The organism is Streptomyces sp. CA-106110, assembly GCF_050936285.1.
GTDB lineage: Bacteria > Actinomycetota > Actinomycetes > Streptomycetales > Streptomycetaceae > Streptomyces.
Genome location: NZ_JBNJNB010000001.1, coordinates 6,522,072 through 6,547,524, shown reverse-complemented (window position 1 = coordinate 6,547,524; position 25,453 = coordinate 6,522,072). Strand labels below are relative to the sequence as shown.

Below are 25,453 nucleotides of genomic sequence, written 5' to 3'. Positions count from 1 at the left end.
CAGACAACCCGCCCAGCACATCAGTGCGGGGATTGTTCGTGGTTTCAGAACCAACACAGTGGACGCGAGCAACTGAGGACAAGCCCTCGGCCTATTAGTACCGGTCACCTCCACACGTTACCGTGCTTCCAGATCCGGCCTATCAACCCAGTCGTCTACTGGGAGCCTTACCCCATCAAGTGGGTGGGAGTCCTCATCTCGAAGCAGGCTTCCCGCTTAGATGCTTTCAGCGGTTATCCCTCCCGAACGTAGCCAACCAGCCATGCCCTTGGCAGAACAACTGGCACACCAGAGGTTCGTCCGTCCCGGTCCTCTCGTACTAGGGACAGCCCTTCTCAAGACTCCTACGCGCACAGCGGATAGGGACCGAACTGTCTCACGACGTTCTAAACCCAGCTCGCGTACCGCTTTAATGGGCGAACAGCCCAACCCTTGGGACCGACTCCAGCCCCAGGATGCGACGAGCCGACATCGAGGTGCCAAACCATCCCGTCGATATGGACTCTTGGGGAAGATCAGCCTGTTATCCCCGGGGTACCTTTTATCCGTTGAGCGACGGCGCTTCCACAAGCCACCGCCGGATCACTAGTCCCGACTTTCGTCCCTGCTCGACCCGTCGGTCTCACAGTCAAGCTCCCTTGTGCACTTACACTCAACACCTGATTGCCAACCAGGCTGAGGGAACCTTTGGGCGCCTCCGTTACTCTTTAGGAGGCAACCGCCCCAGTTAAACTACCCATCAGACACTGTCCCCGATCCGGATCACGGACCCGGGTTAGACATCCAGCACGACCAGACTGGTATTTCAACGACGACTCCACAACCACTGGCGTGGCTGCTTCAAAGTCTCCCAGCTATCCTACACAAGCCGAACCGAACACCAATATCAAACTGTAGTAAAGGTCCCGGGGTCTTTCCGTCCTGCTGCGCGAAACGAGCATCTTTACTCGTAGTGCAATTTCACCGGGCCTATGGTTGAGACAGTCGAGAAGTCGTTACGCCATTCGTGCAGGTCGGAACTTACCCGACAAGGAATTTCGCTACCTTAGGATGGTTATAGTTACCACCGCCGTTTACTGGCGCTTAAGTTCTCAGCTTCGCCCCACCGAAATGGAGCTAACCGGTCCCCTTAACGTTCCAGCACCGGGCAGGCGTCAGTCCGTATACATCGCCTTACGGCTTCGCACGGACCTGTGTTTTTAGTAAACAGTCGCTTCTCGCTGGTCTCTGCGGCCACCCCCAGCTCAAGCAGCAAGTGCTCTCACCAGGCATGGCCCCCTTCTCCCGAAGTTACGGGGGCATTTTGCCGAATTCCTTAACCATAGTTCACCCGAACGCCTCGGTATTCTCTACCTGACCACCTGAGTCGGTTTAGGGTACGGGCCGCCATGAAACTCGCTAGAGGCTTTTCTCGACAGCATAGGATCATCCACTTCACCACAATCGGCTCGGCATCAGGTCTCAGCCCCATGTACGACGGATTTACCTATCGCACGGCCTACACCCTTACCCCGGGACAACCACCGCCCGGGATGGACTACCTTCCTGCGTCACCCCATCACTCACCTACTAACCGCTTGGTTCGGCGGCTCCACCACTTTCCTTTCCCCGAAGGGTCCGGAACGGCTTCACGGCCTTAGCATCACGATGCTCGATGTTTGACGCTTCACAGCGGGTACCGGAATATCAACCGGTTATCCATCGACTACGCCTGTCGGCCTCGCCTTAGGTCCCGACTTACCCTGGGCAGATCAGCTTGACCCAGGAACCCTTAGTCAATCGGCGCACACGTTTCTCACGTGTGAATCGCTACTCATGCCTGCATTCTCACTCGTCAACCGTCCACGACTACCTTCCAGTGCCGCTTCACCCGGCAGACGACGCTCCCCTACCCATCCATACACCCGTTGGGGCTTATATATGAATGACACGACTTCGGCGGTACGCTTGAGCCCCGCTACATTGTCGGCGCGGAATCACTAGACCAGTGAGCTATTACGCACTCTTTCAAGGGTGGCTGCTTCTAAGCCAACCTCCTGGTTGTCTGTGCGACTCCACATCCTTTCCCACTTAGCGTACGCTTAGGGGCCTTAGTCGATGCTCTGGGCTGTTTCCCTCTCGACCATGGAGCTTATCCCCCACAGTCTCACTGCCGCGCTCTCACTTACCGGCATTCGGAGTTTGGCTAAGGTCAGTAACCCGGTAGGGCCCATCGCCTATCCAGTGCTCTACCTCCGGCAAGAAACACACGACGCTGCACCTAAATGCATTTCGGGGAGAACCAGCTATCACGGAGTTTGATTGGCCTTTCACCCCTAACCACAGGTCATCCCCCAGGTTTTCAACCCTGGTGGGTTCGGTCCTCCACGAAGTCTTACCTCCGCTTCAACCTGCCCATGGCTAGATCACTCCGCTTCGGGTCTTGAGCGTGCTACTCAAACGCCCTATTCGGACTCGCTTTCGCTACGGCTACCCCACACGGGTTAACCTCGCAACACACCGCAAACTCGCAGGCTCATTCTTCAAAAGGCACGCAGTCACGAGAAGCACCGAAGTGCTTCCGACGCTCCCACGGCTTGTAGGCACACGGTTTCAGGTACTATTTCACTCCCCTCCCGGGGTACTTTTCACCATTCCCTCACGGTACTATCCGCTATCGGTCACCAGGGAATATTTAGGCTTAGCGGGTGGTCCCGCCAGATTCACACGGGATTTCTCGGGCCCCGTGCTACTTGGGTGTCTCTCAAACGAGCCGCTGACGTTTCGACTACGGGGGTCTTACCCTCTACGCCGGACCTTTCGCATGTCCTTCGCCTACATCAACGGTTTCTGACTCGTCCTGTTGCCGGCAGACAACAGAAGAGAGATCCCACAACCCCGTATACGCAACCCCTGCCGGGTCTCACACGCATACGGTTTGGCCTCATCCGGTTTCGCTCGCCACTACTCCCGGAATCACGGTTGTTTTCTCTTCCTGAGGGTACTGAGATGTTTCACTTCCCCTCGTTCCCTCCACACTGCCTATGTGTTCAGCAGTGGGTGACAGCCCATGACGACTGCCGGGTTTCCCCATTCGGAAACCCCCGGATCAAAGTCTGGTTGACGACTCCCCGGGGACTATCGTGGCCTCCCACGTCCTTCATCGGTTCCTGGTGCCAAGGCATCCACCGTGCGCCCTTAAAAACTTGGCCACAGATGCTCGCGTCCACTGTGCAGTTCTCAAACAACGACCAACCACCCATCACCCCGAACCATCACGGTCCGAGTTCACTGGGGCCGGCACCGAAGGACGACCAACACGGCCGTACCTTCAGACACCCAACAGCGTGCCCGACACCCTCACCTCTCCAACTCGCGTTCCACGCCGAAGCAGTACTAACAACCAGAGCAGGTCAAGTGTGCCGAGTAGTCAACGTTCCACCCATGAGCTGACCACCGTCGGTCATTCGCCGACGTAGTGGCTCTGGATCTCTTACGAGACCTAGATGCTCCTTAGAAAGGAGGTGATCCAGCCGCACCTTCCGGTACGGCTACCTTGTTACGACTTCGTCCCAATCGCCAGTCCCACCTTCGACAGCTCCCTCCACAAGGGTTGGGCCACCGGCTTCGGGTGTTACCGACTTTCGTGACGTGACGGGCGGTGTGTACAAGGCCCGGGAACGTATTCACCGCAGCAATGCTGATCTGCGATTACTAGCGACTCCGACTTCATGGGGTCGAGTTGCAGACCCCAATCCGAACTGAGACCGGCTTTTTGAGATTCGCTCCACCTCACGGTATCGCAGCTCATTGTACCGGCCATTGTAGCACGTGTGCAGCCCAAGACATAAGGGGCATGATGACTTGACGTCGTCCCCACCTTCCTCCGAGTTGACCCCGGCGGTCTCCCGTGAGTCCCCAGCACCACAAGGGCCTGCTGGCAACACGGGACAAGGGTTGCGCTCGTTGCGGGACTTAACCCAACATCTCACGACACGAGCTGACGACAGCCATGCACCACCTGTACACCGACCACAAGGGGGCACCCATCTCTGGATGTTTCCGGTGTATGTCAAGCCTTGGTAAGGTTCTTCGCGTTGCGTCGAATTAAGCCACATGCTCCGCCGCTTGTGCGGGCCCCCGTCAATTCCTTTGAGTTTTAGCCTTGCGGCCGTACTCCCCAGGCGGGGCACTTAATGCGTTAGCTGCGGCACGGACGACGTGGAATGTCGCCCACACCTAGTGCCCACCGTTTACGGCGTGGACTACCAGGGTATCTAATCCTGTTCGCTCCCCACGCTTTCGCTCCTCAGCGTCAGTATCGGCCCAGAGATCCGCCTTCGCCACCGGTGTTCCTCCTGATATCTGCGCATTTCACCGCTACACCAGGAATTCCGATCTCCCCTACCGAACTCTAGCCTGCCCGTATCGACTGCAGACCCGGGGTTAAGCCCCGGGCTTTCACAACCGACGTGACAAGCCGCCTACGAGCTCTTTACGCCCAATAATTCCGGACAACGCTTGCGCCCTACGTATTACCGCGGCTGCTGGCACGTAGTTAGCCGGCGCTTCTTCTGCAGGTACCGTCACTTTCGCTTCTTCCCTGCTGAAAGAGGTTTACAACCCGAAGGCCTTCATCCCTCACGCGGCGTCGCTGCATCAGGCTTTCGCCCATTGTGCAATATTCCCCACTGCTGCCTCCCGTAGGAGTCTGGGCCGTGTCTCAGTCCCAGTGTGGCCGGTCGCCCTCTCAGGCCGGCTACCCGTCGTCGCCTTGGTGAGCCGTTACCTCACCAACAAGCTGATAGGCCGCGGGCTCATCCTGCACCGCCGGAGCTTTCCAACCTCCACCATGCGGAGGAGGCTCGTATCCGGTATTAGACCCCGTTTCCAGGGCTTGTCCCAGAGTGCAGGGCAGATTGCCCACGTGTTACTCACCCGTTCGCCACTAATCCCCACCGAAGTGGTTCATCGTTCGACTTGCATGTGTTAAGCACGCCGCCAGCGTTCGTCCTGAGCCAGGATCAAACTCTCCGTGAATGCTTCCCCGTGATCGGGGCGACACCACGAGAGCGGAACAGTCGGAGGAATAATCCGACCGTTCACAGCGTCCTCGCTGTGTATTCTTCAAAGGAACCACGACCATCGGAAATATCTCCGACGGACGGGGTATCAACATATCTGGCGTTGACTTTTGGCACGCTGTTGAGTTCTCAAGGAACGGACGCTTCCTTCGTACTCACCCTCTCGGGCTTTCCTCCGGGCGCTTCCCTTCGGTGTTTCCGACTCTATCAGATCTTTTCTCGACCCGATTTCCTCGGTTGCTTTCCGGCCTTTCGGCCTTCCGGCTTTGTTGACTTTATCAGATCCCTTGGTTCTCTTCGGACCTGACCCCCTGTCAACCGGGGCTGTCTTCCTGGCCGTTGGCCGTTCCGACGCCCCAAACCTTAGCCGATCTCTCCGGCGATTCCCAAATCGAGGTGAACTCGACCGGCGCAAAGTCGCCATGACCCAGCGGAATCGAAATTCGGACACGCCGAAATTGATCCCGTTGCGAGATCGTGCTGGTTGGTTTGGTTGCCGCTGCTGCGGCGGAGGTGGCCCCGAGGACCGTTACGGCCTCGTGGCAACTCGAAGAACTTTACGGATCGAGCAAGGGGCAGTCAACCCCTCATCGCAAGATTTTTTCGAGCCCCTGCGACTGCACCCGTCCCTGCCAGGGGGCGGTCTCACGCCGCAGCGGCTGCATAAACGTACGATGCGGACATTCCGGTGTCAATCCGGCGCCTCGGTGAGTCCCCGAATGGGTGAGTGCCCCGGCTCATCTCAGTCGAGGTCCGTGAGCCTGCCGCCGGCGTCCGGCTGGGCGTGCTCCACCCGGCGGAGCAGCCGGGTCAGGGCCTCGCCGAGGATGGTGCGCTCCTCCGGAGAGAGGTCCTGCAGGAGGTCCTCCTCGAAACCGGAGGCCAGGCGCATCGCCTCCAGCCACTTCTCGCGGCCGTCGGCGGTCAGCTCCACGATCACGCGGACCCGGTTGGCTTCGTCGCGCTCACGGGTGACGAGCCCTTCGCTCACCATGCGGTCGATGCGGTGGGTCATCGCGGCCGGCGTCAGGCCGAGCCGCTTGGCGAGCTCACTCGGGCCCATGCGGTAGGGGGCGCCGGAGAGGACGAGCGCCTTGAGGACCTCCCACTCGGCGTTGCTGATGCCGAGTGCCGCGGTCTGGCGTCCGTAGGCGACGTGCATCCGGCGGTTGAGCCGGGACAGCGCGGAGACGATCTTCTCGACCTGGGGGTCCAGGTCCCGGAACTCGCGCTGGTAGGCGGCGATCTGTTCGTCGAGGGTCGGCTCGCTGCAGCCGGGGTTGTCGCCCATGGCCGCAGTATGGCACGCGGTCCCTTGGCGTCGAAGTCCTTCGAGGTGTATTGTTTAGATCCTAACTTTAGCTTCGAAGTCTTCAGGGCTAATCGCTTTCAGGATTAAGACGTACGGGTCGGTCCTGGGCGTGCCCTCTACACAAGGCAGGTGAACGTGACCAGGGCGACGGGCGCGGCGATGCGCCGGATCCATGTGGGCAACACGCTCGGCGCGTTCGGCCTCGGCTTCACCGTCCCGTATCTGTACGTCTACGTGGCGCAGGTGCGGGCTCTCGGTGCCATGACGGCGGGTCTCGTGCTCGCCGTCTTCGCCGTGGCCGCGCTCGTGGTGCTGCCGTTCGCCGGGCGGGCCATCGTCCGGCGCGGTCCGCTTCCGGTGCTGATCGCCGCCCTGATCACCGCCGCGGTCGGCGCGATGGGCCTGGGACTGGCGAGCAGCGCGGCGAGCGTGCTGGCGTCGGCGGCCGTACTGGGCGCCGGACAGGCCGTCATGCAGCCCGCGCTGGCCACGATGATCGTGGACTGCTCCACCGCGGCGACCCGGTCGCGGGACTTCGCCATGCAGTTCTTCCTGCAGAACCTCGGCCTCGGGATCGGCGGTCTGATCGGCGGCCATCTCGTCGACGCCGAGCGCGCCGCCTCCTTCACGCTCCTGTTCTCGATCGAGGCCGCGATGTTCCTGCTGCTCGTCGTGATCATGGCGACGGTACGCCTGCCCCACGCGCCGAACGTCGGGACCGCCGCGCCGTCCGCCGGCCGGGCGAGCTGGAAGCAGCTGCTGGGCAACCGGGCCATGGTTCAGCTGTGCGTGCTGGGCTTCGTGCTGTTCTTCGCCTGCTACGGACAGTTCGAGTCGGGGCTGAGCGCCTACGGCGTCGTGGCGGCCGGTATCTCGACGTCGGCGCTGGGTACGGCGCTGGCGGCGAACACGATGATGATCGTGGTGGCGCAGTTCGCGGTGCTGAAGTTCGTGGAGCGGCGGAGGCGGTCCCGGGTGATCGCGGCCGTGGGTCTCATCTGGGCCGTCGCGTGGGCCGCCGCCGCGTTCGCGGGGCTGGGCCACGGCAGCCAGAGCATGGCGACGGCAGTGTTCGTCTCGACGTACGCGCTGTTCGGGCTCGGTGAGGCGATGCTGTCGCCCACGCTCGCGCCGCTGGTCGCCGATCTCGCGCCGACGGGCATGGCCGGCCAGTACAACTCGGCGTTCGCCCTGGTGAAGCAGCTCGCCCTGGCCGTGGGCCCTGCCGTGGGCGGTCCGCTGGCCGCGTCGCTGCCCGCACCGTACGTGGTGACATTCCTGCTGTGCTCGCTGGGCATCACCTTCCTGGCGATCCGGCTCGGACGCCGGCTCACGCCCGCCCAGGACCAGGCGTCGTCCGCGCGGAGCCTGGTGGTGGCACAGGGCGGTGCGTCGATGGAGCCCGCCGCGACGCACGCCTGACCGCACGGCGCCCAGATCGCCGGACGGGCCGGTCTTCCGCCCGTCCGGCGCTCACTCGTTCAGCCCGCGCCCCGCGGCAGCGCGAACTCGCACCACACCGCTTTCCCGCCCCCGGGCGTGCGCCGCGATCCCCAGTTGGAGGCGATGGTCGCCACGATGGCGATGCCCCGCCCTGCCTCGTCCGCCGGCTCCGCGCGGCGTCGGCGCGGCAGACTGTCGTCGCCGTCCGTCACCTCGATGATCAGGCGTCGGTCCGTGCGCCTGAGGCGCAGCCTCATCGGCGGGATGCCGTGCTGCAAGGAGTTGGCGACCAGCTCGCTTGCCGCCAGGACGCCGAGATCGTGCAGATCCGTGGGGAACCGCCAGCTCGTCAGCACCCCCGAGGCGAAGGCACGCGCGCGTGGAGCCGCCTCCACTCCGCCGAGCAGTTCCAGCGCGGCATTGCGGAAGAGGTCGCCGTCGGAGCCCGTGCGCGCCGGGTGCTGGAGGACCAGGACCGCCACGTCGTCGTCGTGGTCCGCTGTGACGCCCGCCGAGCGCAGCAGGCGGTCGCAGATCACCTGGGGCGTGCCCGTGGCGCCTGCGAGCGCCCTCTCCAGGGCCTCGATGCCCTCGTCGAGGTCGGCGTCCCGGCGTTCGACCAGACCGTCCGTGTAGAGGACGGCCGTGGAACCGGGACCGAGCGGCACCGAGCCCGACGTGTGCACCCAGCCGCCGGTGCCGAGCGGCGGGCCGGTGGGTTCGTCGGCGCGCAGGACCGCTCCGCTCTCGTCGCGGACGAGGATCGGCAGGTGGCCCGCCGACGCGTACACCAGCCGGCCCTCGTTCGGATCGTGGATGGCGTACACGCAGGTCGCGATCTGGTTGGCGTCGATCTCCGCGGCCAGGCCGTCGAGGAGCTGGAGCACCTCGTGCGGAGGCAGGTCCAGTCGGGCGTAGGCGCGCACGGCCGTGCGCAACTGGCCCATCACGGCCGCCGCGCGGACGCCTCTGCCCATTACGTCGCCGATCACCAGCGCCGTGCGGCCGCCGCCGAGGGTGATGACGTCGTACCAGTCGCCGCCGACCGCGGCCTCCGTACCGCCCGGCTGGTAGGTGGCGGCGATGCGCAGATCGTCGGGCTGTTCCAGCTCCTGCGGCAGCAGGGAGCGCTGGAGGGTCACGGCGGTCTCGCGCTGCTCGCGCTCGCTGGCGCGCAGCCGTTCGGCGGCCTCGGCGTGGTCGGTGACGTCGGCGGCGAAGACGAGCACGCCTCTGGCCTTGTCGCCGGGCACGTCCACCGGGGTGCACGTGAACGTGTACGAACGGCCGTCGGCCGCCTTGCGGGACTTGACCGTACGTGGCTTGGAACTGCGCAGCACCTGGTCCAGGAGCGGCAGGAGGCCGAGTTCGTCCAGCTCGGGCAGCGCCTCACGGGCGGCTCCGCCGACCGGCCGGGGTCCGAAGGCCGCCGCATAGGCGTTGTTGACGTACGCGATGCGATGGTCGGGGCCGTGCACCAGTGCGACGAGGGCCGGGATGCGGTCGATGACCTCGCGCACCGGAAGCCCGTCGACGGCGGGTACGCCCGGCATGCCGTCGGTGAGCCGCTCGACGCGGGCAGCGGGCACGGAGCCCTCCTCCCGCCGGTCCTGAGCGACCGCCTGCTCGGTCCGCGCTGCTGCGCGGCGCTGCGTTCCGGGGAGCCGGGCGCTCCAGCGGGTGAAGTTCACCGATTCCTTGCCTCGTCGTTGTCGTCGCCGACCGGCTCCGGACCCGGTCGGGGGTCCGGGGCCTGCCCCCCGGGGGTACGGCACAGTGGGGAAAGCCTGGTGGATGCGTCCGGGCGAGGGTCGGCCCGCCCTGGGTCGTGGACCAGTCTGTCCGAACAGACCGACATCCGTCAGACGTCGGTCCCTTCGGCCGAGTTCCTCGGTCCGGTCAGAACGACTCCTTCGGGTCACCAGAATGCTTTCCACCGGCCGCCAGTTCGAACTCCGCACGGGGATGTTCGAGTGAACCGAGGGAGACAATCTCCCTCTTGAAGAGCCCGGCCAGCGTCCATTCGGCCAGTACCCGCGCCTTGCGGTTGAAGGTGGGCACCCTGCTGAGGTGGTACACGCGGTGCATGAGCCACGCAGGATAGCCCTTCAGCTTGCGCCCGTAGACGTGTGCGACACCCTTGTGGAGCCCCAGGGACGCGACCGAACCGACGTATTTGTGCGCATACGGCTCCAGGGCCTGGTCACGCATGGCGCGCACGATGTTGTCGGCGAGCACCCTGGCCTGGCGCACCGCGTGCTGCGCGTTGGGGGCGGTCTCCTTGCCGGGCTCCGCGGCGGTGACGTCGGGAACGGCGGCCGCGTCCCCCGCGGCCCACGCGTGCGTGACGCCATCCACGGTCAGCTCCGGGGTGCACTTCAGACGGCCGCGCCCGTTCAGGGGGAGATCGGTGGCCGCGAGGATCGGGTGCGGTTTCACGCCGGCGGTCCACACGACGGTGCGCGTCGGGAAGCGCGCGCCGTCCGACAGCACGGCCACCCGGTCGGCGCACGACTCGAGGCGTGTTTCGAGGCGTACGTCGATGTTGCGGCGACGCAGTTCCGTCACCGTGTAGCGGCCCATCTCCTCACCGACCTCGGGGAGGATACGGCCGGTGGCCTCCACAAGGATCCACTTCATGTCCTCGGGCTTCACGTTGTGGTAGTAGCGCGCCGCATAGCGGGCCATGTCCTCCAGCTCGCCGAGCGCCTCCACCCCGGCGAAACCGCCGCCCACGAAGACGAAGGTGAGGGCCGCGTCGCGAATCGCGGGGTCGCGGGTGGAGGAGGCGATGTCCATCTGTTCGATGACGTGGTTGCGCAGGCCGATGGCCTCCTCGACGGTCTTGAAGCCGATGCCGTACTCGGCGAGACCGGGGACCGGGAGCGTGCGCGAGATGGAGCCGGGGGCGAGGACGAGTTCGTCGTACGACAGCTGCTCCGTCTGCCCCGTCTCCTCGGTGGCGAGCGTGGCGACGGTGGCGGTGCGCTTGGCGTGGTCGATGGCCATGGCCTCGCCGATGACCACATGACAGCCTTCCAGGACCCGGCGCAACGGGACGACCACATGGCGCGGCGAGATGGCGCCGGCGGCGGCCTCGGGCAGGAACGGCTGGTAGGTCATGTACGGATCGGGCGAGACCACCACGATCTCCGCCTCGCCCCGCGCGAGTTCCGCCTTCAGTCTCCGCTGCAGGCGCAGGGCCGTGTACAGACCGACGTAGCCACCGCCGACGATGAGGATGCGCACACACTTCGGGAGGTCGGGGGGCGTCCCCCGATGGATTGCAGCCGTCACCATCCCATGACGCACCCGACTCTTGAGTTTGTCCACAGCCCCGGCAAATTGTGTGACCGGACGACGGCGCCAGGCAGAGTTGGCCGAATTGCCCGAGTGCGGAGAAGAACCGCAGGTCAGCGGGTGGGGGCAGGGTGAACTTAGGGGGTGCAACCGGGACGTAACCGCCCCGTACTCCGATCGGGGGGCGCTCCGTGCGGAACCTGCCCCTTCTGAATTGACTCCTGCTCAACTATGTTCGTGTCGACGGAGTGTAGGGGGGATGCACTCGAGGGGTCCGCGACGGGCGGATCCGCTCACGTACGACGCCTGTTCCGTACGCTCCGGCTTCCAATGGCGCGGGAGAGTCTCCGGGGGGAGACGTCATTACCGGGGGATCGCTTATGCATATTCAGGACTCTCATTGGTCGTCCGCGTCCGCCGTCGCACCGGCGGGCGTGGTGAGCGCGGCGGGGAACGGACGCGGGGACAGTTCGCGGACGACGCCGTTGCGCGTGGACGCACAGCGCAATCTGGAGCACGTACTGCGCGCGGCGCGCGAGGTGTTCGGCGAGCTGGGGTACGGCGCGCCGATGGAGGACGTGGCGCGGCGCGCCAGGGTCGGCGTCGGCACGGTGTACCGGCGCTTCCCGAGCAAGGACGTCCTGGTGCGGCGGATAGCCGAGGAGGAGACCTCCCGGCTGACCGACCAGGCCAGGGCGGCGCTCGGCCAGGAGGACGAGCCGTGGTCGGCGCTCGCGCGCTTCCTGCGGACGTCGGTGGCGTCGGGTGCGGGGCGGCTGCTGCCGCCGCAGGTGCTCAAGGTGGGGGTCCTCGAGGAGGACGCTCAGGGGACGGACGAGCTGCGGGTTCCGCTGCAGCGCTCCCAGGCCACCGAGCTGCGGCTCGTCGAGCAGCAGCCGGAGCCGGACGACGCGGGTGCGGCGACGCTGCTGGAGGTCGTCGGACAGCTCGTGGAGCGGGCCCGTACGGCGGGTGAGCTCCGGGCGGACGTCACCGTCTCGGACGTGCTGCTGGTGATCGCGACAGCGGCGCCGTCACTGCCCGACGCCGCCCAACAGGCGGCGGCCTCGGCGCGGCTGCTCGACATCCTCCTGGACGGCCTGCGGTCCCGTCCGGCGTAAGGCGGACGGGGTGGAGGTGCCGGGGCCGCTCCGGCGACGGCCTCCGATGCGCGGGCGGGGCAGTGCGCGGCCCGTGTGACGAGGTGTGGCTCCGACACGACGGCTGCCGGGCATGCGGGCGGCCGGAGGCCGGGTCCGTCTGCCGGACGCTGTGACGACCCTCGCCGTCCGTTCCGCTGATCTGCTGTGTGCGGCGCCCGCGTTGGCCGCTCCCCGGTCGGAGTACCGGTGGGGCGGCCGCGCGGGTGTCCGCGCCGGCGAGTGGCTCGGTACGGGTCCTTCCGGGAGCGAGGCGCGGCATGCGGCGGCGAGGCTCACGGCCGGGGCCGGGTCGCGGCTCAGCCGCCAGGAGGACGGAGCCGGCTCACTCCGTGGCTGCCCGCGCCAGCTCCCGCAGGACATCGTCCGTGGTGAACGCCGCACCCTTGGCGCGCTCGGCGCCGAACCGGGCCGGTCCCAGGGCCTCAAGGGCCGCGGCCTGCGTGCGCTCGGCCCGGGTCCGCTCGGGTTCGGGACGTACGGACGCTCCGCGCCAGTGGTCGGCCGCGCCGAACAGCCGGACCGCGCAGGAGTGCGCGCCCATGCTGCCCAGAACATTGGCCGCCATCTCCAGCAGCCCCGCCGTCACCGACTCCGCGCACCCGCTCACCAGGGCCTGGCGCAGTCCTTTTCGTAGGGGGTCGCGACGATCAGGGACTTGTCGACGAGCGACCCGATGAGCTCCGCGGCGGGCCCGGTGCACACCGCCTCGGCCGCGGCGAGGTCCCAGCCGCCGGCGAAGACGGAGACCTCGCGCAGCACATTGCGCTCGCGCTCGTCGAGCAGGTCCCAGGACCAGTCGACGACCGCGCGCAGGGTCTGCTGGCGGGGCAGCACCGTACGGCTCCCGGAGGTGAGGAGCCGGAAGCGGTCGTCGAGGCGGTCGGCGATCTGCCGGGGGGTCAGCACCCGGAGGCGGGCGGCGGCCAGTTCGATGGCCAGCGGGAGGCCGTCGAGACGGCGGCAGATCTCGTCGACGGCCGCCTGGTCGTGGACGGCGCGCGCGTCGGGGCGCACGGCGGCCGCGCGCTCCAGGAAGAGCCGGCGCGCGGGGTCGGGCGGCAGGGGCTCGACGGGGCGGACGGCCTCGCCGGGCACGCCGAGGGGTTCGCGGCTGGTGGCGAGGATCGTGAGCCCGGGGCAGTGCGTCAGGAGGGTCTCCCCCAGCTCGGCCGCGGCGTCGATGACGTGCTCGCAGTTGTCGAGTATCAGGAGTTCGCTGCGCGGTGCGCAGTACTCGATCAGCAGGGCGACCGGGTCGTCCTGCGGCATCGCCATCTCGTTGGTGATCAGCACGGTCTCGCGCAGGCCGAGGGCGCTGACCACCGCGGCTGGGACCGCCTCCGGCCGGTCGAGCGGGGCCAGTTCCGCCAGCCACGCCTGTGGCAGCCCGGCGGCGGCCTCCTCGGCGAGACGGGTCTTCCCTGAGCCGCCCGGTCCGGTGAGGGTGACGAGGCGGGCCGTGCGCACATCGGAGCGGATGGCGTCGAGTTCGGGGTCCCGGCCGTCGAAGGAGTTCAGGCGGGGACGGAGGTTGCCGGTGCGGACGGCGCGGGAGCCCGCCGGAGAGGGGCCGCTACGCGCGGGCGGCGGCGTGGACGTGGACGGCTGCTGGGACAGCAACTCGTCATGGAGTGCCTGCAGTTCCGTCCCCGGATCGGTTCCCAGTCCCTCCGCGAGCGCGCGGCGCACGCTCTCGTACGCCGCCAGGGCCTCGGCGCCGCGGCCCGTGGCCCGCAGGGCTCGTATGAGGAGGGCGTGCAGGGGTTCGTCGTACGGATGGGCCGCGGTCAGTTCCGTCAGCTCGGGCACGACGTCGGGGGCGCGGCCCAGGCACAGGTCGGCCTCGACGCGGGAACGGGTCGCCGTCAGGCGGAGGGCCTCGGGACGGGCCGCGGCGCCGCGGTCCGCGAGGTCGGCGAGAGCGGGACCGTGCCACAGGGCGAGGGCCTCGCGCAGATCGCGGGCGGCGGTGTCCGCCTCGCCGCGGGCGAGGGCCGAGGTGCCGCGCTGGACGAGGTCCTCGAAGACGAACAGGTCCACGGCCTCGCGGTCGGCGACGAGCCGGTAGCCGCCGGGCTCCGAATCGACGGCCTCCCGGCCCACGGCACGGCGGAGACGTCCGACGAGGGCCTGGAGGGCGGCCGGTGCGTCGAGCGGCGGGTCGTCGGCCCAGACCTCGTCGATCAGGGTGCCGCGGGCGGTGGTGCGGCCGGGGCGCAGGGCGAGCGCGGTGAGCAGGGTGCGGACACGGGGGCCGCCGAGGGGTACGGGGACTCCCCGTTCGTCCTCGGCTTGGGCGACGCCCAGAATCCTGTACCGCACCGGCCCATTCTCCCTGGGACGGCGGTACGAGGCACACGGTTTCCACGGCGAGCCGCAGGGCGGTCGGGGGACGGCGTACCCAGGTACTCCGACGACGCGGCAGGGCGCCGCACCAGGCACTGCTCGATCGTGGGCCCACGCCCCGCCTCGACGCGCACCCCCGCGGCGGGCTACCCGCTGGGACCACCCGAGCCCGGGCCCGGCCATCCCGACGACGCGGCGAGGCGCCACGCCGGCAACCGCCCGGTGCTTGGCCTGCGCCCCGCCCTCAAGGCGCGGCCCTGTGGACAGATGCCATCCGAGCGCTCCGAAAACACCAGGGCACCACACCACCCGGCTGCCCCACCGACGAGTCAAAGCACCCCGCCCGACCGTCGCCCTACGCCCCCGCCCCCAACGCACGCCCCTGTGGCGAGATGCCCGCCGGGACCGCGCGGGCCATGGCCGGGGTGCCTGTCCAGCAGGTGCCTCGGCGGGCCAGCAGGCGGCGCAGCCACAGTTCCAGGGAGACCAGGTCCGCGAGCCCGTCCAGGGGAAGCGGCTCGCCGTCCGCGGCGGCGCGGACCGCCTTGCGGACCACGCGGGCCTCCACCAGTCCCGCCTCCGCCAGCAGCGGTGTGGCGAACAGGGCCGTCAGGGAGTCGGCGGACACGCGCAGGCCCGTGCGGGCCGCCGCCGCCGAGGACGCGTGCGAGGGGGCGCCCCAGCCGGGCGGCAGACCGCGGACGCCCGCGCCCTCGAGGACGGTGCGCAGAATCGCCGCCCGCGCTCCCGGCTGCACCCGCAGGGCCTCGGGAAGCGCCCGGCAGGCGCGGACGACCTGGTTGTCGAGGAACGGCGTGTGCAGCCGCTGGGAGCGGATCTCGACGGCCTGTTCCAGCACCCGTAGATCCGCCGCATGTCTCGCCAACGCGGCACGCGCGCGGAAATCGCCCGGCCGCTGCCCGGGCCCCACCCCCGTCCGACCTGCGGCTCCTTGCAGGCGAACCGATACTTCAGCCAGGGCCTCACCGGTCAGCCAGCGCGCCGCCGGCCCAGGTCTCGCCCAGGTGAGCGCGGCGAGCGAGGCGCCCACGGCGCCCCCCGGCTCGTCGAACCGCCGCTGCATCAGCCGGTCGGCGAGTGAGTCGACCCCGGCCCGGTACGGCGTGCGGGCCAGCTTCCGTGCCGCGCCGTACACGCGCGCGGGGACCAGCACCGAGCCGTCCGCCTTCGTCAACGCGGCCAAGGGGCGCACGAGATGGCGCCGCTTGCGGTCCATCAGCAGGTCCGCGAGCCGGGCAGGGTGCGCGTCGAGGACCTGCCGTGCGCCGTAGCCCGTGAAGTGGTCGGCGCTGCCGGCGGCCAGCCGGGCGCGGTGCCTGACCGCCGTCACCAGGGACGGGCTTGGTTCGTCCGTCAGCGGGCCCTCCAGGTCGGCGTATGGGAGCACTTCCTCGCCGCCGGTGACCACGACGTGGTGCAGGCGGGGGTTGGCCGCCAGCGTGCCGGCCCGCTCGAGCTCGGCCTCGCGGCCCCTGACGGCAAGGTCGTTGAAGGTGACCGCCAGCAGGCGCTCGCCCGCGCCGGTGCCGTGCCCGAGGACCGTGCCGGGCATCCCCGGCAGCCCGGCCGCGAGCAGCGCCAGCGTGCCGGAGGCGGGTCCGCCGGAGAGGTCGGCGCCGATCCCGGGAACCGGCACCCCGCGCGCGCCACTGCGTTCCGCCGGCCCCATGCCGGGGACGGGCCCGGGGTCGATGTCAGTGCCCGGGACGTGCCGAGGGGCCGCCAGCCGCGCGCGCACCGCGTCAACGAGGGCGTCGCGCACCGCGTCCACCGCGGCGGCCGGATCCGCGGGGGGCGCCGCCACCGCGAGCGAGGCGACCGGCTCGTACCCGGCGATCTCACGCGATCCCGCGCGCAGGATGAGCGCGTGGCCCGGCGGGATGCGACGGACGCCGTCGTACGGGGTCGAGTCGTGCACCGCGGCCGGGACCTCGGGGGCGGCGAGGAGGGCCGCCAGGTGCCCGAAGTCCAGGTTGGCCTCGATGAGGTCGGCGAGGGGGAGCGCCGCGGTCGCGTACGCCGTGCCGCCCGCCCATGGGGTGTAGAACACCGGCCGTGCGCCCGCGAGGTCGCCGCACACCGTGATCCTGCGCCCCACCTGGACCACGGCGGTGTAGCCGCCGGACCAGGCGGTCAGATGGCGAAGCGCGCCTCCCCGCGCGGCGAACAGGCTGAGGCGCAGCTCTTCGTCGGAGGCACCGCACGTGCCGAGAACCGCGATCCGGGTCTGTGCGTCGGCCTTCACGACGCGCACCTCGTCGGGACGCCAGTCGCCGACCACCCACAGCGGATCGGGGTCTCCCCACAGGAGTTGGGAGCCCACCGGGTGCAAGGTCTCGCCGTCGTATCCGGTGGCTCCGGCGGCGCCGGGCTCGGCGACGCCCGCGGCGGTGCTGCTCCATCCCACCAACCACCGCATCGACGCCTCCACAGGCTGTGGACAACCAGTGCACCGCAGGAACGCGTCCATGCTGCCACGAAGAGTGCCTGGAGGAGGGGGTCTGCCACGGCTTGCGCGCCCCGGAATGCGCCCTTGCGGAAACTTCCGCGAGCCGGTGAACTCCCCCTGCGGACACCGTGGTCGGACGGAGAACATCGGGTGGGAGCGACGTGAATGCGCCCCCGAAACGCTCCCCGAAAACGCCCTTCGCGCCCCCAAGAGCAGTGGTAGGAGGCTTGATCGCCCTTGAGAACCAGGGTCGGTTTTCAGCCAAATCGACTGTGCGAGAGCTGCGTTGCGCACGCTCCGTACAGGCCTCCCGCAACGCACAGTCCGGGAGGCGGAGTTCGCCTCCCGGACCGGTCCGCCGCCTGCGGGGATGGAGGCGGCGGTATCCCCCAGCCCACTGGATCCAGTACAGCGGGCCGACCCACGCAGAGCCCATGGAACCGCCGTCCCGGTGGCCGGAGTAGAGCGCACGGACGGGCGCACAGCCACACGCCGGTAGCACGCCGCAACCCTCCGTGCTGAGGTGCGGACCACAATCCCGCCATCCGGATTTAAGCCCCTTAACGCTTGGGATGTGGCGAACTACGCTGGGTTTACGAATGCCGCGCGGTTATGCCATCGCCGCGGCAGCCGTCTGTGTCGAGGGGTGGCGCATGTCCAGGGAGCAACGCGGGCCGAACGAAAAACTCGGCGCCGTTCTCGCCCTCGCGGGAATCAGCAACGCGGGCCTCGCCCGGCGCGTCAACGACCTTGGCGCCCAGCGCGGTCTGACTCTTCGCTACGACAAGACCTCGGTGGCGCGCTGGGTGTCGAAGGGCATGGTGCCGCAGGGCGCCGCGCCGCACCTCATCGCCGCGGCCATCGGCCAGAAGCTCGGCCGCCCCGTACCGCTCCACGAGATCGGTCTGGCGGACGCGGATCCCGCACCGGAGGTGGGCCTGGCCTTCCCCCGGGACGTAGGACAGGCGGTGAAGTCGGCGACGGAGCTGTACCGCCTCGACCTCGCCGGGCGCCGGGCCGGCGGCGGCATCTGGCAGTCGCTGGCCGGATCCTTCGCGGTGAGCGCCTATGCAACCCCCGCTTCCCGCTGGCTGATAACCCCGGCCGACAGCTCGGTGGCGCGCGATCCCGGCCTCGGCGAGGGGTCCGGCGCACCGCTGAAGGTCGGCCACAGCGATGTCCAGAAGCTCCGCGAGGCCGCCGAGGACGCAAGGCGCTGGGACTCCAAGTACGGGGGCGGCGACTGGCGCTCCTCGATGGTGCCCGAGTGCTTACGGGTGGAGGCGGCGCCGCTGCTGCTCGGCTCGTACTCGGACGAGGTGGGCCGGGCGCTGTTCGGGGCGAGCGCGGAACTGACCCGGCTGGCCGGCTGGATGGCGTTCGACACCGGGCAGCAGGAGGCCGCCCAGCGCTACTACATCCAGGCGCTGCGCCTCGCGCGCGCGGCCGCCGACGTGCCCCTCGGGGGCTATGTCCTGGCGTCCATGTCGCTCCAGGCGACCTACCGCGGCTTCGGCGACGAGGGTGTCGACCTCGCCCAGGCCGCTCTCGAGCGCAACCGCGGTCTGGCCACGGCGCGCACCATGAGCTTCTTCCGTCTCGTCGAGGCACGGGCGCACGCGCGCGCTGGCGACGCCCAGGCGGCCGGCGCGGCCCTGAAGGCCGCAGAGGGCTGGCTGGAGCGGGCCCGCGAGGGCGACAACGACCCGACGTGGCTCGGCTTCTACTCCTACGACCGTTTCGCGGCCGACGCCGCCGAGTGCTATCGGGACCTCAAGGCACCCCGTCAGGTCCGCCGCTTCACCGAGCAGGCCCTCTCCCGGCCGACGGAGGAGTTCGTCCGTTCCCATGGGCTGCGCCTGGTCGTGTCGGCGGTCGCCGAGTTGGAGTCCGGCAACCTGGACGCGGCGTGTGAGCAAGGGGTGCGTGCGGTGGAGGTCGCCGGGCGCATATCGTCGGCGCGAACGACGGAGTACGTGCGCGACCTGCTGCACCGGCTCGAGCCGTACGGCGACGAACCGCGCGTGGCGGAGCTGCGGGAGCGGGCACGGCCGCTGCTGATGGCTCCCGCCTGAGTCCGCCCGCGCGCATCGCCGGGCGTCTCCCGGGTTTGAGGGCATTGTCAGTGGCGCAGTGCACTATCGAAGACCGGGAGGTGAAGCAGGTGCGGAAGATCGCCTATGACTGCGACGTGCTGGTGATCGGAGGCGGAATCGTCGGCCTGTCGACGGCCTATGCGATCACACGTGCCGCTCCGGGCACGCGGGTGACGGTCCTGGAGAAGGAGCCAGGCCCGGCCCGCCACCAGACGGGGCGCAACAGCGGGGTCATCCACAGCGGGATCTACTACCGCCCCGGCTCCCTCAAGGCGCAGTACGCAGTGCGGGGCGCCGCCGAGATGGTCAAGTTCTGCGCGGAGTACGACATCGCGCACGCCGTGACGGGCAAGCTGATCGTCGCCACCGAGCGGGAGGAGCTGCCGCGTCTGCACGGACTGATCCAGCGCGGCCGGGAGAACGGCATTCCGGTGCGGGAGCTGGGCGCCGCCCAGATCTCGGAGTACGAGCCGGAGGTGCAGGGCCTTGCGGCCATCCATGTGGGCACGACCGGGATCTGCGACTACGTGGCGGTCGCCCGGCAGCTGGGCGAGGCGTCGGGGGCGGAGATCCAGTACGGCGCGCAGGTGGTGCAGATCGACCGGCGCCCTTCCCTCGGGGTCGCGGCGCGCACAGACGACGGAACGGTCCTTCGCGCACGCGTTCTGGTCAACTGCGCCGGGCTGCACTGTGACGAGGTGGCCCGGCTGACCGGTGACGACCCGGGCATGCGCATCGTGCCCTTCCGGGGCGAGTACTACGCGCTGCGGCGGCCCGAGCTGGTGCGGGGCCTGGTGTACCCGGTGCCGGACCCGGCGTTTCCGTTCCTCGGGGTGCATCTGACGCGGGGGATCGACGGAGAGGTGCACATCGGGCCGAACGCGGTGCCTGCGCTGGCGCGCGAGGGGTACGGCTGGGGAGTCGTACAGCCGCGGGAGCTGGGCGGGACGGTGGCCTGGCCGGGCGCGTGGCGGATGGCCAGGCGGCACTGGCGCTACGGGGCAGGGGAGCTGCGGCGGTCGGTGTCGAAGGCGGCGTTCACCCGGGCCGTGCGCAGACTGCTGCCGGGTGTCGGCGAGGACGACCTCGTACGAACCGCGGCCGGGGTGCGGGCGCAGGCCGTGCTGCGGGACGGGACGCTGGTGGACGACTTCCTGATCCGTGAGGGCGCGCGGACGGTCCATGTGCTGAACGCTCCGTCGCCCGCCGCCACCGCTTCGCTGCCAATCGGCCGGGAGGTGGCACGGCGGGTGCTGGCCGGGCTGGACCAAGGGTGAGCCGCTGCCCGGCACCAAGCAGGGACGACGGTCCGGTTCACGGGCCCGTGCTCGCGGGTGTCGCCACGGCGCCCACGCCTGCCCTCATGTGCACCGGACGGCACGATCGCCCGCGGCCGTGGACGGACTCGACCGACCGGGCCGCATCGGCCCGTAAAATTGGTCCCACTGTGTCTGAGTCCATCGACTTCGCTTCCGAAGACCACCACGTCATCGCCCCCCGCGGACCCCTCACCCCTGCCGCCGGAGCGTCCCCTCGGCCTGCCCGGGCCAAGGGCGAGCCGCGCTTCCCCGACGGGCCGATGGCCGATCCGGCCGGGTCGCACTTCGAGCGCCGGATCCGCAGTTTCCAGCCACGGCGCAGCCGGGTGACGGCCGGGCAGGCGGACGCGCTGCAGCGGTTGTGGCCCGCTTGGGGGCTGGACATCGACGGGCAGCGGATCGTCGATCTCGCGGAGCTGTTCGGGAACACGGACCCCGTCGTGCTCGAGATCGGCTTCGGCATGGGCGAGGCCACCGCGCGGATGGCCGCGGCGGACCCGGCCACCAACATCCTGGCCGTCGACGTGCACACCCCCGGCCAGGGGAACCTGCTGAGTCTCGCCGACCGAGGCGGGCTGACCAACGTCCGGGTGGGCAACGGCGACGCGATCATCCTGCTCCGCGAGATGCTGGCACCCGACTCGCTCGACGGGCTGCGCGTCTACTTCCCCGACCCCTGGCCCAAGAAGCGCCACCACAAGCGGCGCCTCATCCAGCCCGAGTTCCTCGCACTCGCCGCCACCCGCCTCAGGCCCGGCGGGCTGGTGCACTGTGCGACGGACTGGGAACCGTACGCCGAACAGATGCTCGAGGAACTCACCGCACATCCGGAGTTCGAGAACACACAGCCCGACGGCGGTTTCGCGCCCCGTCCCGACTTCCGGCCGCTGACCCGTTTCGAGGGCCAGGGGCTGGACAAGGGTCATGTGGTGAACGACCTGCTCTTCCGGCGTGTACAGCACCGGGACCAGCCTTCCGCGGGTGACTGAGCCGCGGGCCCCTCACCAGGCCCCGTCGCGGGCGGCGCCCCTTCCTCGTTAGGGTCGATGCCGTGGCCACGTTTCCCCCGTACCTGTCGCATCCGGCCGGCGACTCCGGTGGAGGCACCCTGGGGCACCCGCACTGGTGGCAGAGGCGGTGGGTGCGCTACGGCGCGTCGATCACACTGCTGACGCTCTCCGGGCTCGTCATCCTCGCCCTCGTACGGGAGCAGACCGGCACCAAGGGCTTCCTGGTGGGGCTGGGCCTCGCGGTGCTGCCCGTGCCCCTGCTCGTGGCCGCGTTCCGCTGGCTCGACCGGGTCGAACCGGGGCCGTGGCGCAATCTGCTCTTCGCCTTCGCCTGGGGTGCGTGCGCGGCCGCGCTCATCGCGATCGTCGCGAACAGCTTCGCGACCAAATGGATAGCGACCGCCACCGCCGACCCGCACGGCGCCGACACCCTCGGTGCGACCGTCATAGCGCCCGTCGTCGAGGAGTCCGCGAAGGCCGCGGCCGTGCTGCTGGTCTTCCTCTTCCGCAGACGGGACTTCACCGGGATCGTCGACGGCGTGGTGATCGCCGGGGTCACCGCGACCGGCTTCGCCTTCACCGAGAACATCCTCTACCTGGGCACCGCCTTCGGCACGGACGAGCTGAGCGGGCAGCGGGGGCTCGCCTCCGTGACCGCCGCGACCTTCTTCGTCCGCGTGGTGATGTCCCCCTTCGCCCATCCCCTGTTCACCGTGCTCACCGGCATCGGCTTCGGCATCGCCGCCCTCACCTCGGAGCGCAAGCACCTGCGCCGGGTCCTGCTGCCGCTGGTCGGGCTGCTGCTCGCGATGGGCATGCACGCCATGTGGAACGGGTCCTCGGCATTCGGCGACTACGGGTTCTTCGCGGTCTACGCGTCGTTCATGGTGCCCGCGTTCGCGCTGCTGACCTGGCTGGTCGTCTGGACGCGGCAGCGGGAGCTGCGGACCGTGCGGGAGGAGCTGCCGGTGTACGCGGTCACCGGGTGGCTGGGCCCGGTGGAACCGTTCGTCCTCGGCTCGATGCGGGCCCGGCGGCTGGCCCGGGAGTACGCACGCCACCACTTCGGGAAGCCCGCGGCACGTTCGGTGGCGCAATACGAGGCGTACGCCACCTCGCTCGCGTTCCTGCGCCACCGGGGGCGCCGGGGCCGGGCCGACGCCGATTTCGTCGTACGGGAACGGGAACTGCTGGACGAGCTGTGGGCGCGGCGGTCGGTGGCACGGCCGGCGCTCGCGTACGCCGCGCGGGCCACGACACCGGTGGCCCCGCCGGTGGTGACACCGCAGGTCCCACCGATCTACGGGTACGCCCCGGCGTACTGGCCGGGGCCCTACGGTCCGGCGGCGCCGTATCCCACCTACAACCCGTACCGCTCGTAGCGGTCGCGGAAGGCTCGGCGCCGCCGGACCCGCGGGGACGATGGGGGAAGCGGGCGGCCCTTACGCCGACGCCGCCGTCAGCTTCGCCGCCTCGTCGTCCGTCAGCGTCAGGTCCCCCACCGCCAGCAGGGCCGGCAGCTGTTCCAGCGTGCGGGCGGAGGCGATCGGGGCCGCCACCGTCGGCCGGCCCGCGAGCCACGCCAGGGCCACCGTCGCGATCTCCGCGCCCCGCTCCTGCGCGACCTCGTCCAGGGCCGCCAGCACGCGCAGTCCTCGCTCCGACTTCAGGTACTCGCCGGCCCGCCCCGCACGCGCCGAGTCCACCGTCGTACCCGGCCGGTACTTGCCGGTCAGGAATCCGGCCGCGAGGGAGTAGTACGGGACGGCCGCGAGACCGGCGCGGGAGGCGACGCCCTCCAGCGCGCCCTCGTACGTGTCGCGCGAGACCAGGTTGTAGTGCGGCTGCAGCGCCACGTACCGCGCGAGGTTCTCGCGGTCGGAGAGGTCGAGGGACTCCTGGAGGCGTTCGGGGGAGATGTTCGAGGCGGCGATGGCACGCACCTTGCCCGCCTTCACCAGCTCGTCCAGTGCGCCGATGATCTCCTCCACGGGCACCTCGGGCTGGTCGAAGTGCGTGTAGTAGAGGTCGATGTAGTCGGTGTCCAGACGGCGCAGGGACGCGTCGGCCGCCGCCCTGATGTTGGCGGCGCGCAGGCCCTGGTACTCCGGGTGCTGGCTGACCTTGGTGGCGATGACGACGTCCGGGCGGTTGCCGCGCGCCTTGACCCACTTGCCGATGATGGTCTCCGACTCGCCGCCCTTGTTGCCCGGAGCGAAGGCCGAGTAGGAGTCAGCGGTGTCGACGAAGTTGCCGCCCGCCGCCGCATAGGCGTCGAGCACCGCGAAGGACTCGGCCTCGTCGACGGTCCAGCCGAAGACGTTGCCGCCGAGAGAGAGCGGGAAGACCTCGAGGTCGGAGGAACCGAGCTTGCGAAGAGAAGTCATGCTCAATCCCAACGCCCGTACCGGACGGGCGCCTTCCGGAACCGCAGCAAAATTCGCGTAAACAACCGGATCGACATATTCCGACCCGGAACGACCACGACCGGCAGTCCTGACGTGGGGGGGTTACGTCAGGACTGCCGGAGCCGGGGAGGGAGGGCCGCGGAGGGCCCGCCCGAACCGTCAGGGGTTGAGGCCCCTGCTCTGCAGCCATGCCATCGGGTCGATCGCGTCGCCGCCGCCCGGGTGGACCTCCAGGTGCAGGTGCGGCCCGGTCACGTTGCCCGTCGCGCCCACGCGGCCGATGACATCGCCCGTGGTCACCTTCTGGCCCACGCTGACGCTGATCGACGACTGGTGGCAGAACCACAGCTGCGTGCCGTCGTCGAGGGTCAGGATCGTGCGGTAGCCGTACGATCCGGCCCAGCCCGCCTCCGTGATGGTGCCGCTGTGGATCGCCTTGATGAGCGTGCCCGTGGGAGCGGCGAAGTCGAGGCCCGTGTGGTACCCGGAGGACCACATGGCGCCGGCGTCACCGAAGCGGGAGGTGAGGGTGTAGGAGGAGGTCGGCAGCGTGAACTGCTTGGCCAGTTCCGCCAGCCGTTCCGCCTCGGCCTTCTTCTTGGCCTCTTCCGCGGCCTTCTGCTTGTCCGCGGCGGCCTTCGCAGCCGCGTCCTCCTGCGCCTTCTTGGCCGCGGCGGCGGCCTTCTGCGCGGCGGCGTCCTCGGCGGCCCGGGCGGCCTCGACGGCGATCCGGTCCTGCTGGGCCTCGGCCTGCTGGATGATCCGGGTGCGCAGCGCCTCACCCGCGTCCTTGGTGCCCGCGGCGGCGTCGGCGGTGGAGACGCCCGCGGTGCTCAGAGGGGTGGCGGAGCCCTTGGGGGCGGCGGTGTCCTGGCCGATGAGGGCCTTGGCCGATTCGGTGACCGAGGAGAGGTCCGGCATGGATATGGACACCGGCGGCTTGCCGGTCTGCGCGGTGGCCATGCCGCCCGCGCCGACGGCGGCCATCACACCGACGCCCAGAACGGTGGAGCTGCGTGCGAGTCCTCCTCCGCGCTGCTTGCCGACGCGGTGCCGGCCGCGGACGGGACGGAGGGACTCCTCAGTGGGGTTCCACTCCTCCCAAGTGCCCTCCTCGGCGCCGGGTGCGAACCCGAACGTCTGAGTGGCGTTGGGAGCGGACGAGGTGCTCTGGGCAGGCGGGTTGGACGCCACGTGGGCGCACTCCTTTCCTTCCGTCTCGCCTACCGGGTTAGCTGACGGGTTCGGAGAGGAAGGTCTCCTACGCGCGTATACCGGCCGTGCTTCCGCGGCGGTATACGCCCGATTCACCCCAAGTTGGTGGTTCCCCGGTTCCCTTGCGGGATTCGGCATGCGCACGGAGCCGCCTCTTGTGACGGCTGGGACGACCGCGCTGCGTTATCGAACGTTAATAGACGCGGAGCCCGGATTCCAAGCTGTTGAACAGATCCTTGACGTACTTGGCCAGGACTTTCATGCCATGACCGACCCAAAACGGGCGAGTTGGCCACGCCTCATATACC

At 69.1% G+C, this 25,453-nt stretch carries 13 protein-coding genes, 2 rRNA genes, 1 pseudogene and 1 riboswitch; of the genes and pseudogenes, 6 read left to right on the top strand and 10 right to left on the bottom strand.

What is annotated here, in order from left to right; all coding sequences use genetic code 11:
* Nucleotides 1–74: 74 nt before the first annotated feature.
* The 3 genes from ACQEXA_RS30135 to ACQEXA_RS30125 all read right to left on the bottom strand — a co-directional run bounded on the left by ACQEXA_RS30135 (nucleotide 75) and on the right by ACQEXA_RS30125 (nucleotide 6,354).
* A 23S ribosomal RNA gene (locus tag ACQEXA_RS30135) occupies nucleotides 75–3,191 on the bottom strand.
* A 305-nt stretch (nucleotides 3,192–3,496) separates the two neighbouring features.
* A 16S ribosomal RNA gene (locus ACQEXA_RS30130) occupies nucleotides 3,497–5,019 on the bottom strand.
* The 16S and 23S rRNA genes sit together here, the layout of an rRNA operon.
* Before the next feature lie 786 nt (nucleotides 5,020–5,805).
* A complete protein-coding gene (locus ACQEXA_RS30125) occupies nucleotides 5,806–6,354 on the bottom strand; it encodes a MarR family winged helix-turn-helix transcriptional regulator (RefSeq protein ID WP_432929659.1) in 549 nt (182 codons plus the stop codon).
* Nucleotides 6,355–6,534: 180 nt separating this feature from the next.
* Between ACQEXA_RS30125 and ACQEXA_RS30120 the strand changes: the two genes are divergently transcribed.
* Nucleotides 6,535–7,797: an MFS transporter gene (locus tag ACQEXA_RS30120; RefSeq protein WP_433134654.1), complete on the top strand. Its 1,263-nt coding sequence runs from the start codon at nucleotides 6,535–6,537 to the stop codon at nucleotides 7,795–7,797.
* A 59-nt stretch (nucleotides 7,798–7,856) separates the two neighbouring features.
* Here the strand turns inward: ACQEXA_RS30120 and ACQEXA_RS30115 are convergent, their stop codons facing one another.
* Nucleotides 7,857–9,509, bottom strand: a complete 1,653-nt coding sequence (locus tag ACQEXA_RS30115; RefSeq protein ID WP_432929661.1) for an ATP-binding SpoIIE family protein phosphatase — start codon at nucleotides 9,507–9,509, stop codon at nucleotides 7,857–7,859.
* Between the two features lie 208 nt (nucleotides 9,510–9,717).
* Nucleotides 9,718–11,118, bottom strand: a complete 1,401-nt coding sequence (locus tag ACQEXA_RS30110) for an NAD(P)/FAD-dependent oxidoreductase (RefSeq protein WP_433131639.1) — start codon at nucleotides 11,116–11,118, stop codon at nucleotides 9,718–9,720.
* A 380-nt stretch (nucleotides 11,119–11,498) separates the two neighbouring features.
* Here ACQEXA_RS30110 and ACQEXA_RS30105 point away from each other — a divergent pair, with 380 nt between their 5' ends.
* A complete protein-coding gene (locus tag ACQEXA_RS30105; RefSeq protein ID WP_432929665.1) occupies nucleotides 11,499–12,239 on the top strand; it encodes a TetR/AcrR family transcriptional regulator in 741 nt (246 codons plus the stop codon).
* A gap of 364 nt (nucleotides 12,240–12,603) precedes the next feature.
* On the opposite strand, the gene ACQEXA_RS30100 is transcribed toward ACQEXA_RS30105, so the two are convergent.
* From ACQEXA_RS30100 to ACQEXA_RS30090, 3 genes and pseudogenes are all read right to left on the bottom strand, one after another.
* Entirely contained in the window at nucleotides 12,604–12,888 is a 285-nt protein-coding gene (locus tag ACQEXA_RS30100; protein ID WP_432929667.1) for a hypothetical protein, read from the bottom strand.
* Between the two features lie 20 nt (nucleotides 12,889–12,908).
* Nucleotides 12,909–14,603 (bottom strand): annotated as a pseudogene (locus tag ACQEXA_RS30095) (BTAD domain-containing putative transcriptional regulator); the annotation flags it as partial.
* Between the two features lie 379 nt (nucleotides 14,604–14,982).
* Nucleotides 14,983–17,067 (bottom strand): asparagine synthase-related protein, encoded by a 2,085-nt coding sequence (locus tag ACQEXA_RS30090; RefSeq protein ID WP_432929669.1) that lies wholly within the window; start codon nucleotides 17,065–17,067, stop codon nucleotides 14,983–14,985.
* A 683-nt stretch (nucleotides 17,068–17,750) separates the two neighbouring features.
* Between ACQEXA_RS30090 and ACQEXA_RS30085 the strand changes: the two genes are divergently transcribed.
* The 4 genes from ACQEXA_RS30085 to ACQEXA_RS30070 all read left to right on the top strand — a co-directional run bounded on the left by ACQEXA_RS30085 (nucleotide 17,751) and on the right by ACQEXA_RS30070 (nucleotide 22,904).
* A complete protein-coding gene (locus ACQEXA_RS30085; RefSeq protein WP_432929671.1) occupies nucleotides 17,751–19,172 on the top strand; it encodes an MFS transporter in 1,422 nt (473 codons plus the stop codon).
* Between the two features lie 50 nt (nucleotides 19,173–19,222).
* Nucleotides 19,223–20,470: an L-2-hydroxyglutarate oxidase gene (gene lhgO / locus ACQEXA_RS30080; protein ID WP_432929672.1), complete on the top strand. Its 1,248-nt coding sequence runs from the start codon at nucleotides 19,223–19,225 to the stop codon at nucleotides 20,468–20,470.
* A 170-nt stretch (nucleotides 20,471–20,640) separates the two neighbouring features.
* Nucleotides 20,641–21,501 (top strand): tRNA (guanosine(46)-N7)-methyltransferase TrmB, encoded by an 861-nt coding sequence (gene trmB, locus ACQEXA_RS30075; protein ID WP_432929674.1) that lies wholly within the window; start codon nucleotides 20,641–20,643, stop codon nucleotides 21,499–21,501.
* 62 nt (nucleotides 21,502–21,563) lie between these two features.
* The gene (locus tag ACQEXA_RS30070) at nucleotides 21,564–22,904 is read left to right on the top strand and encodes a PrsW family intramembrane metalloprotease (protein WP_432929676.1); all 1,341 of its coding nucleotides are present in this window, start codon (nucleotides 21,564–21,566) and stop codon (nucleotides 22,902–22,904) included.
* Nucleotides 22,905–22,964: 60 nt separating this feature from the next.
* Here ACQEXA_RS30070 and ACQEXA_RS30065 read toward each other — a convergent pair whose 3' ends face one another.
* Together ACQEXA_RS30065 and ACQEXA_RS30060 are read right to left on the bottom strand one after the other, a co-directional pair.
* Nucleotides 22,965–23,909 (bottom strand): aldo/keto reductase, encoded by a 945-nt coding sequence (locus ACQEXA_RS30065; protein WP_432929677.1) that lies wholly within the window; start codon nucleotides 23,907–23,909, stop codon nucleotides 22,965–22,967.
* 180 nt (nucleotides 23,910–24,089) lie between these two features.
* Nucleotides 24,090–25,124 (bottom strand): M23 family metallopeptidase, encoded by a 1,035-nt coding sequence (locus ACQEXA_RS30060; protein ID WP_432929679.1) that lies wholly within the window; start codon nucleotides 25,122–25,124, stop codon nucleotides 24,090–24,092.
* Nucleotides 25,125–25,135: 11 nt separating this feature from the next.
* Nucleotides 25,136–25,292: riboswitch (cyclic di-AMP (ydaO/yuaA leader) on the bottom strand.
* Nucleotides 25,293–25,453: the final 161 nt, after the last annotated feature.

Excerpts from the sequence above, each read along its gene's own strand:
- ACQEXA_RS30090 (WP_432929669.1), bottom strand. The coding sequence starts at position 17,067 with ATGCGGTGGTTGGTGGGATGGAGCAGCACCGCCGCGGGCGTCGCCGAG.
- ACQEXA_RS30085 (WP_432929671.1), top strand. The coding sequence starts at position 17,751 with ATGTCCAGGGAGCAACGCGGGCCGAACGAAAAACTCGGCGCCGTTCTC.
- ACQEXA_RS30110 (WP_433131639.1), bottom strand. The coding sequence starts at position 11,118 with ATGGTGACGGCTGCAATCCATCGGGGGACGCCCCCCGACCTCCCGAAG.
- ACQEXA_RS30105 (WP_432929665.1), top strand. The coding sequence starts at position 11,499 with ATGCATATTCAGGACTCTCATTGGTCGTCCGCGTCCGCCGTCGCACCG.
- ACQEXA_RS30065 (WP_432929677.1), bottom strand. The coding sequence starts at position 23,909 with ATGACTTCTCTTCGCAAGCTCGGTTCCTCCGACCTCGAGGTCTTCCCG.
- ACQEXA_RS30120 (WP_433134654.1), top strand. The coding sequence starts at position 6,535 with ATGCGCCGGATCCATGTGGGCAACACGCTCGGCGCGTTCGGCCTCGGC.
- ACQEXA_RS30125 (WP_432929659.1), bottom strand. The coding sequence starts at position 6,354 with ATGGGCGACAACCCCGGCTGCAGCGAGCCGACCCTCGACGAACAGATC.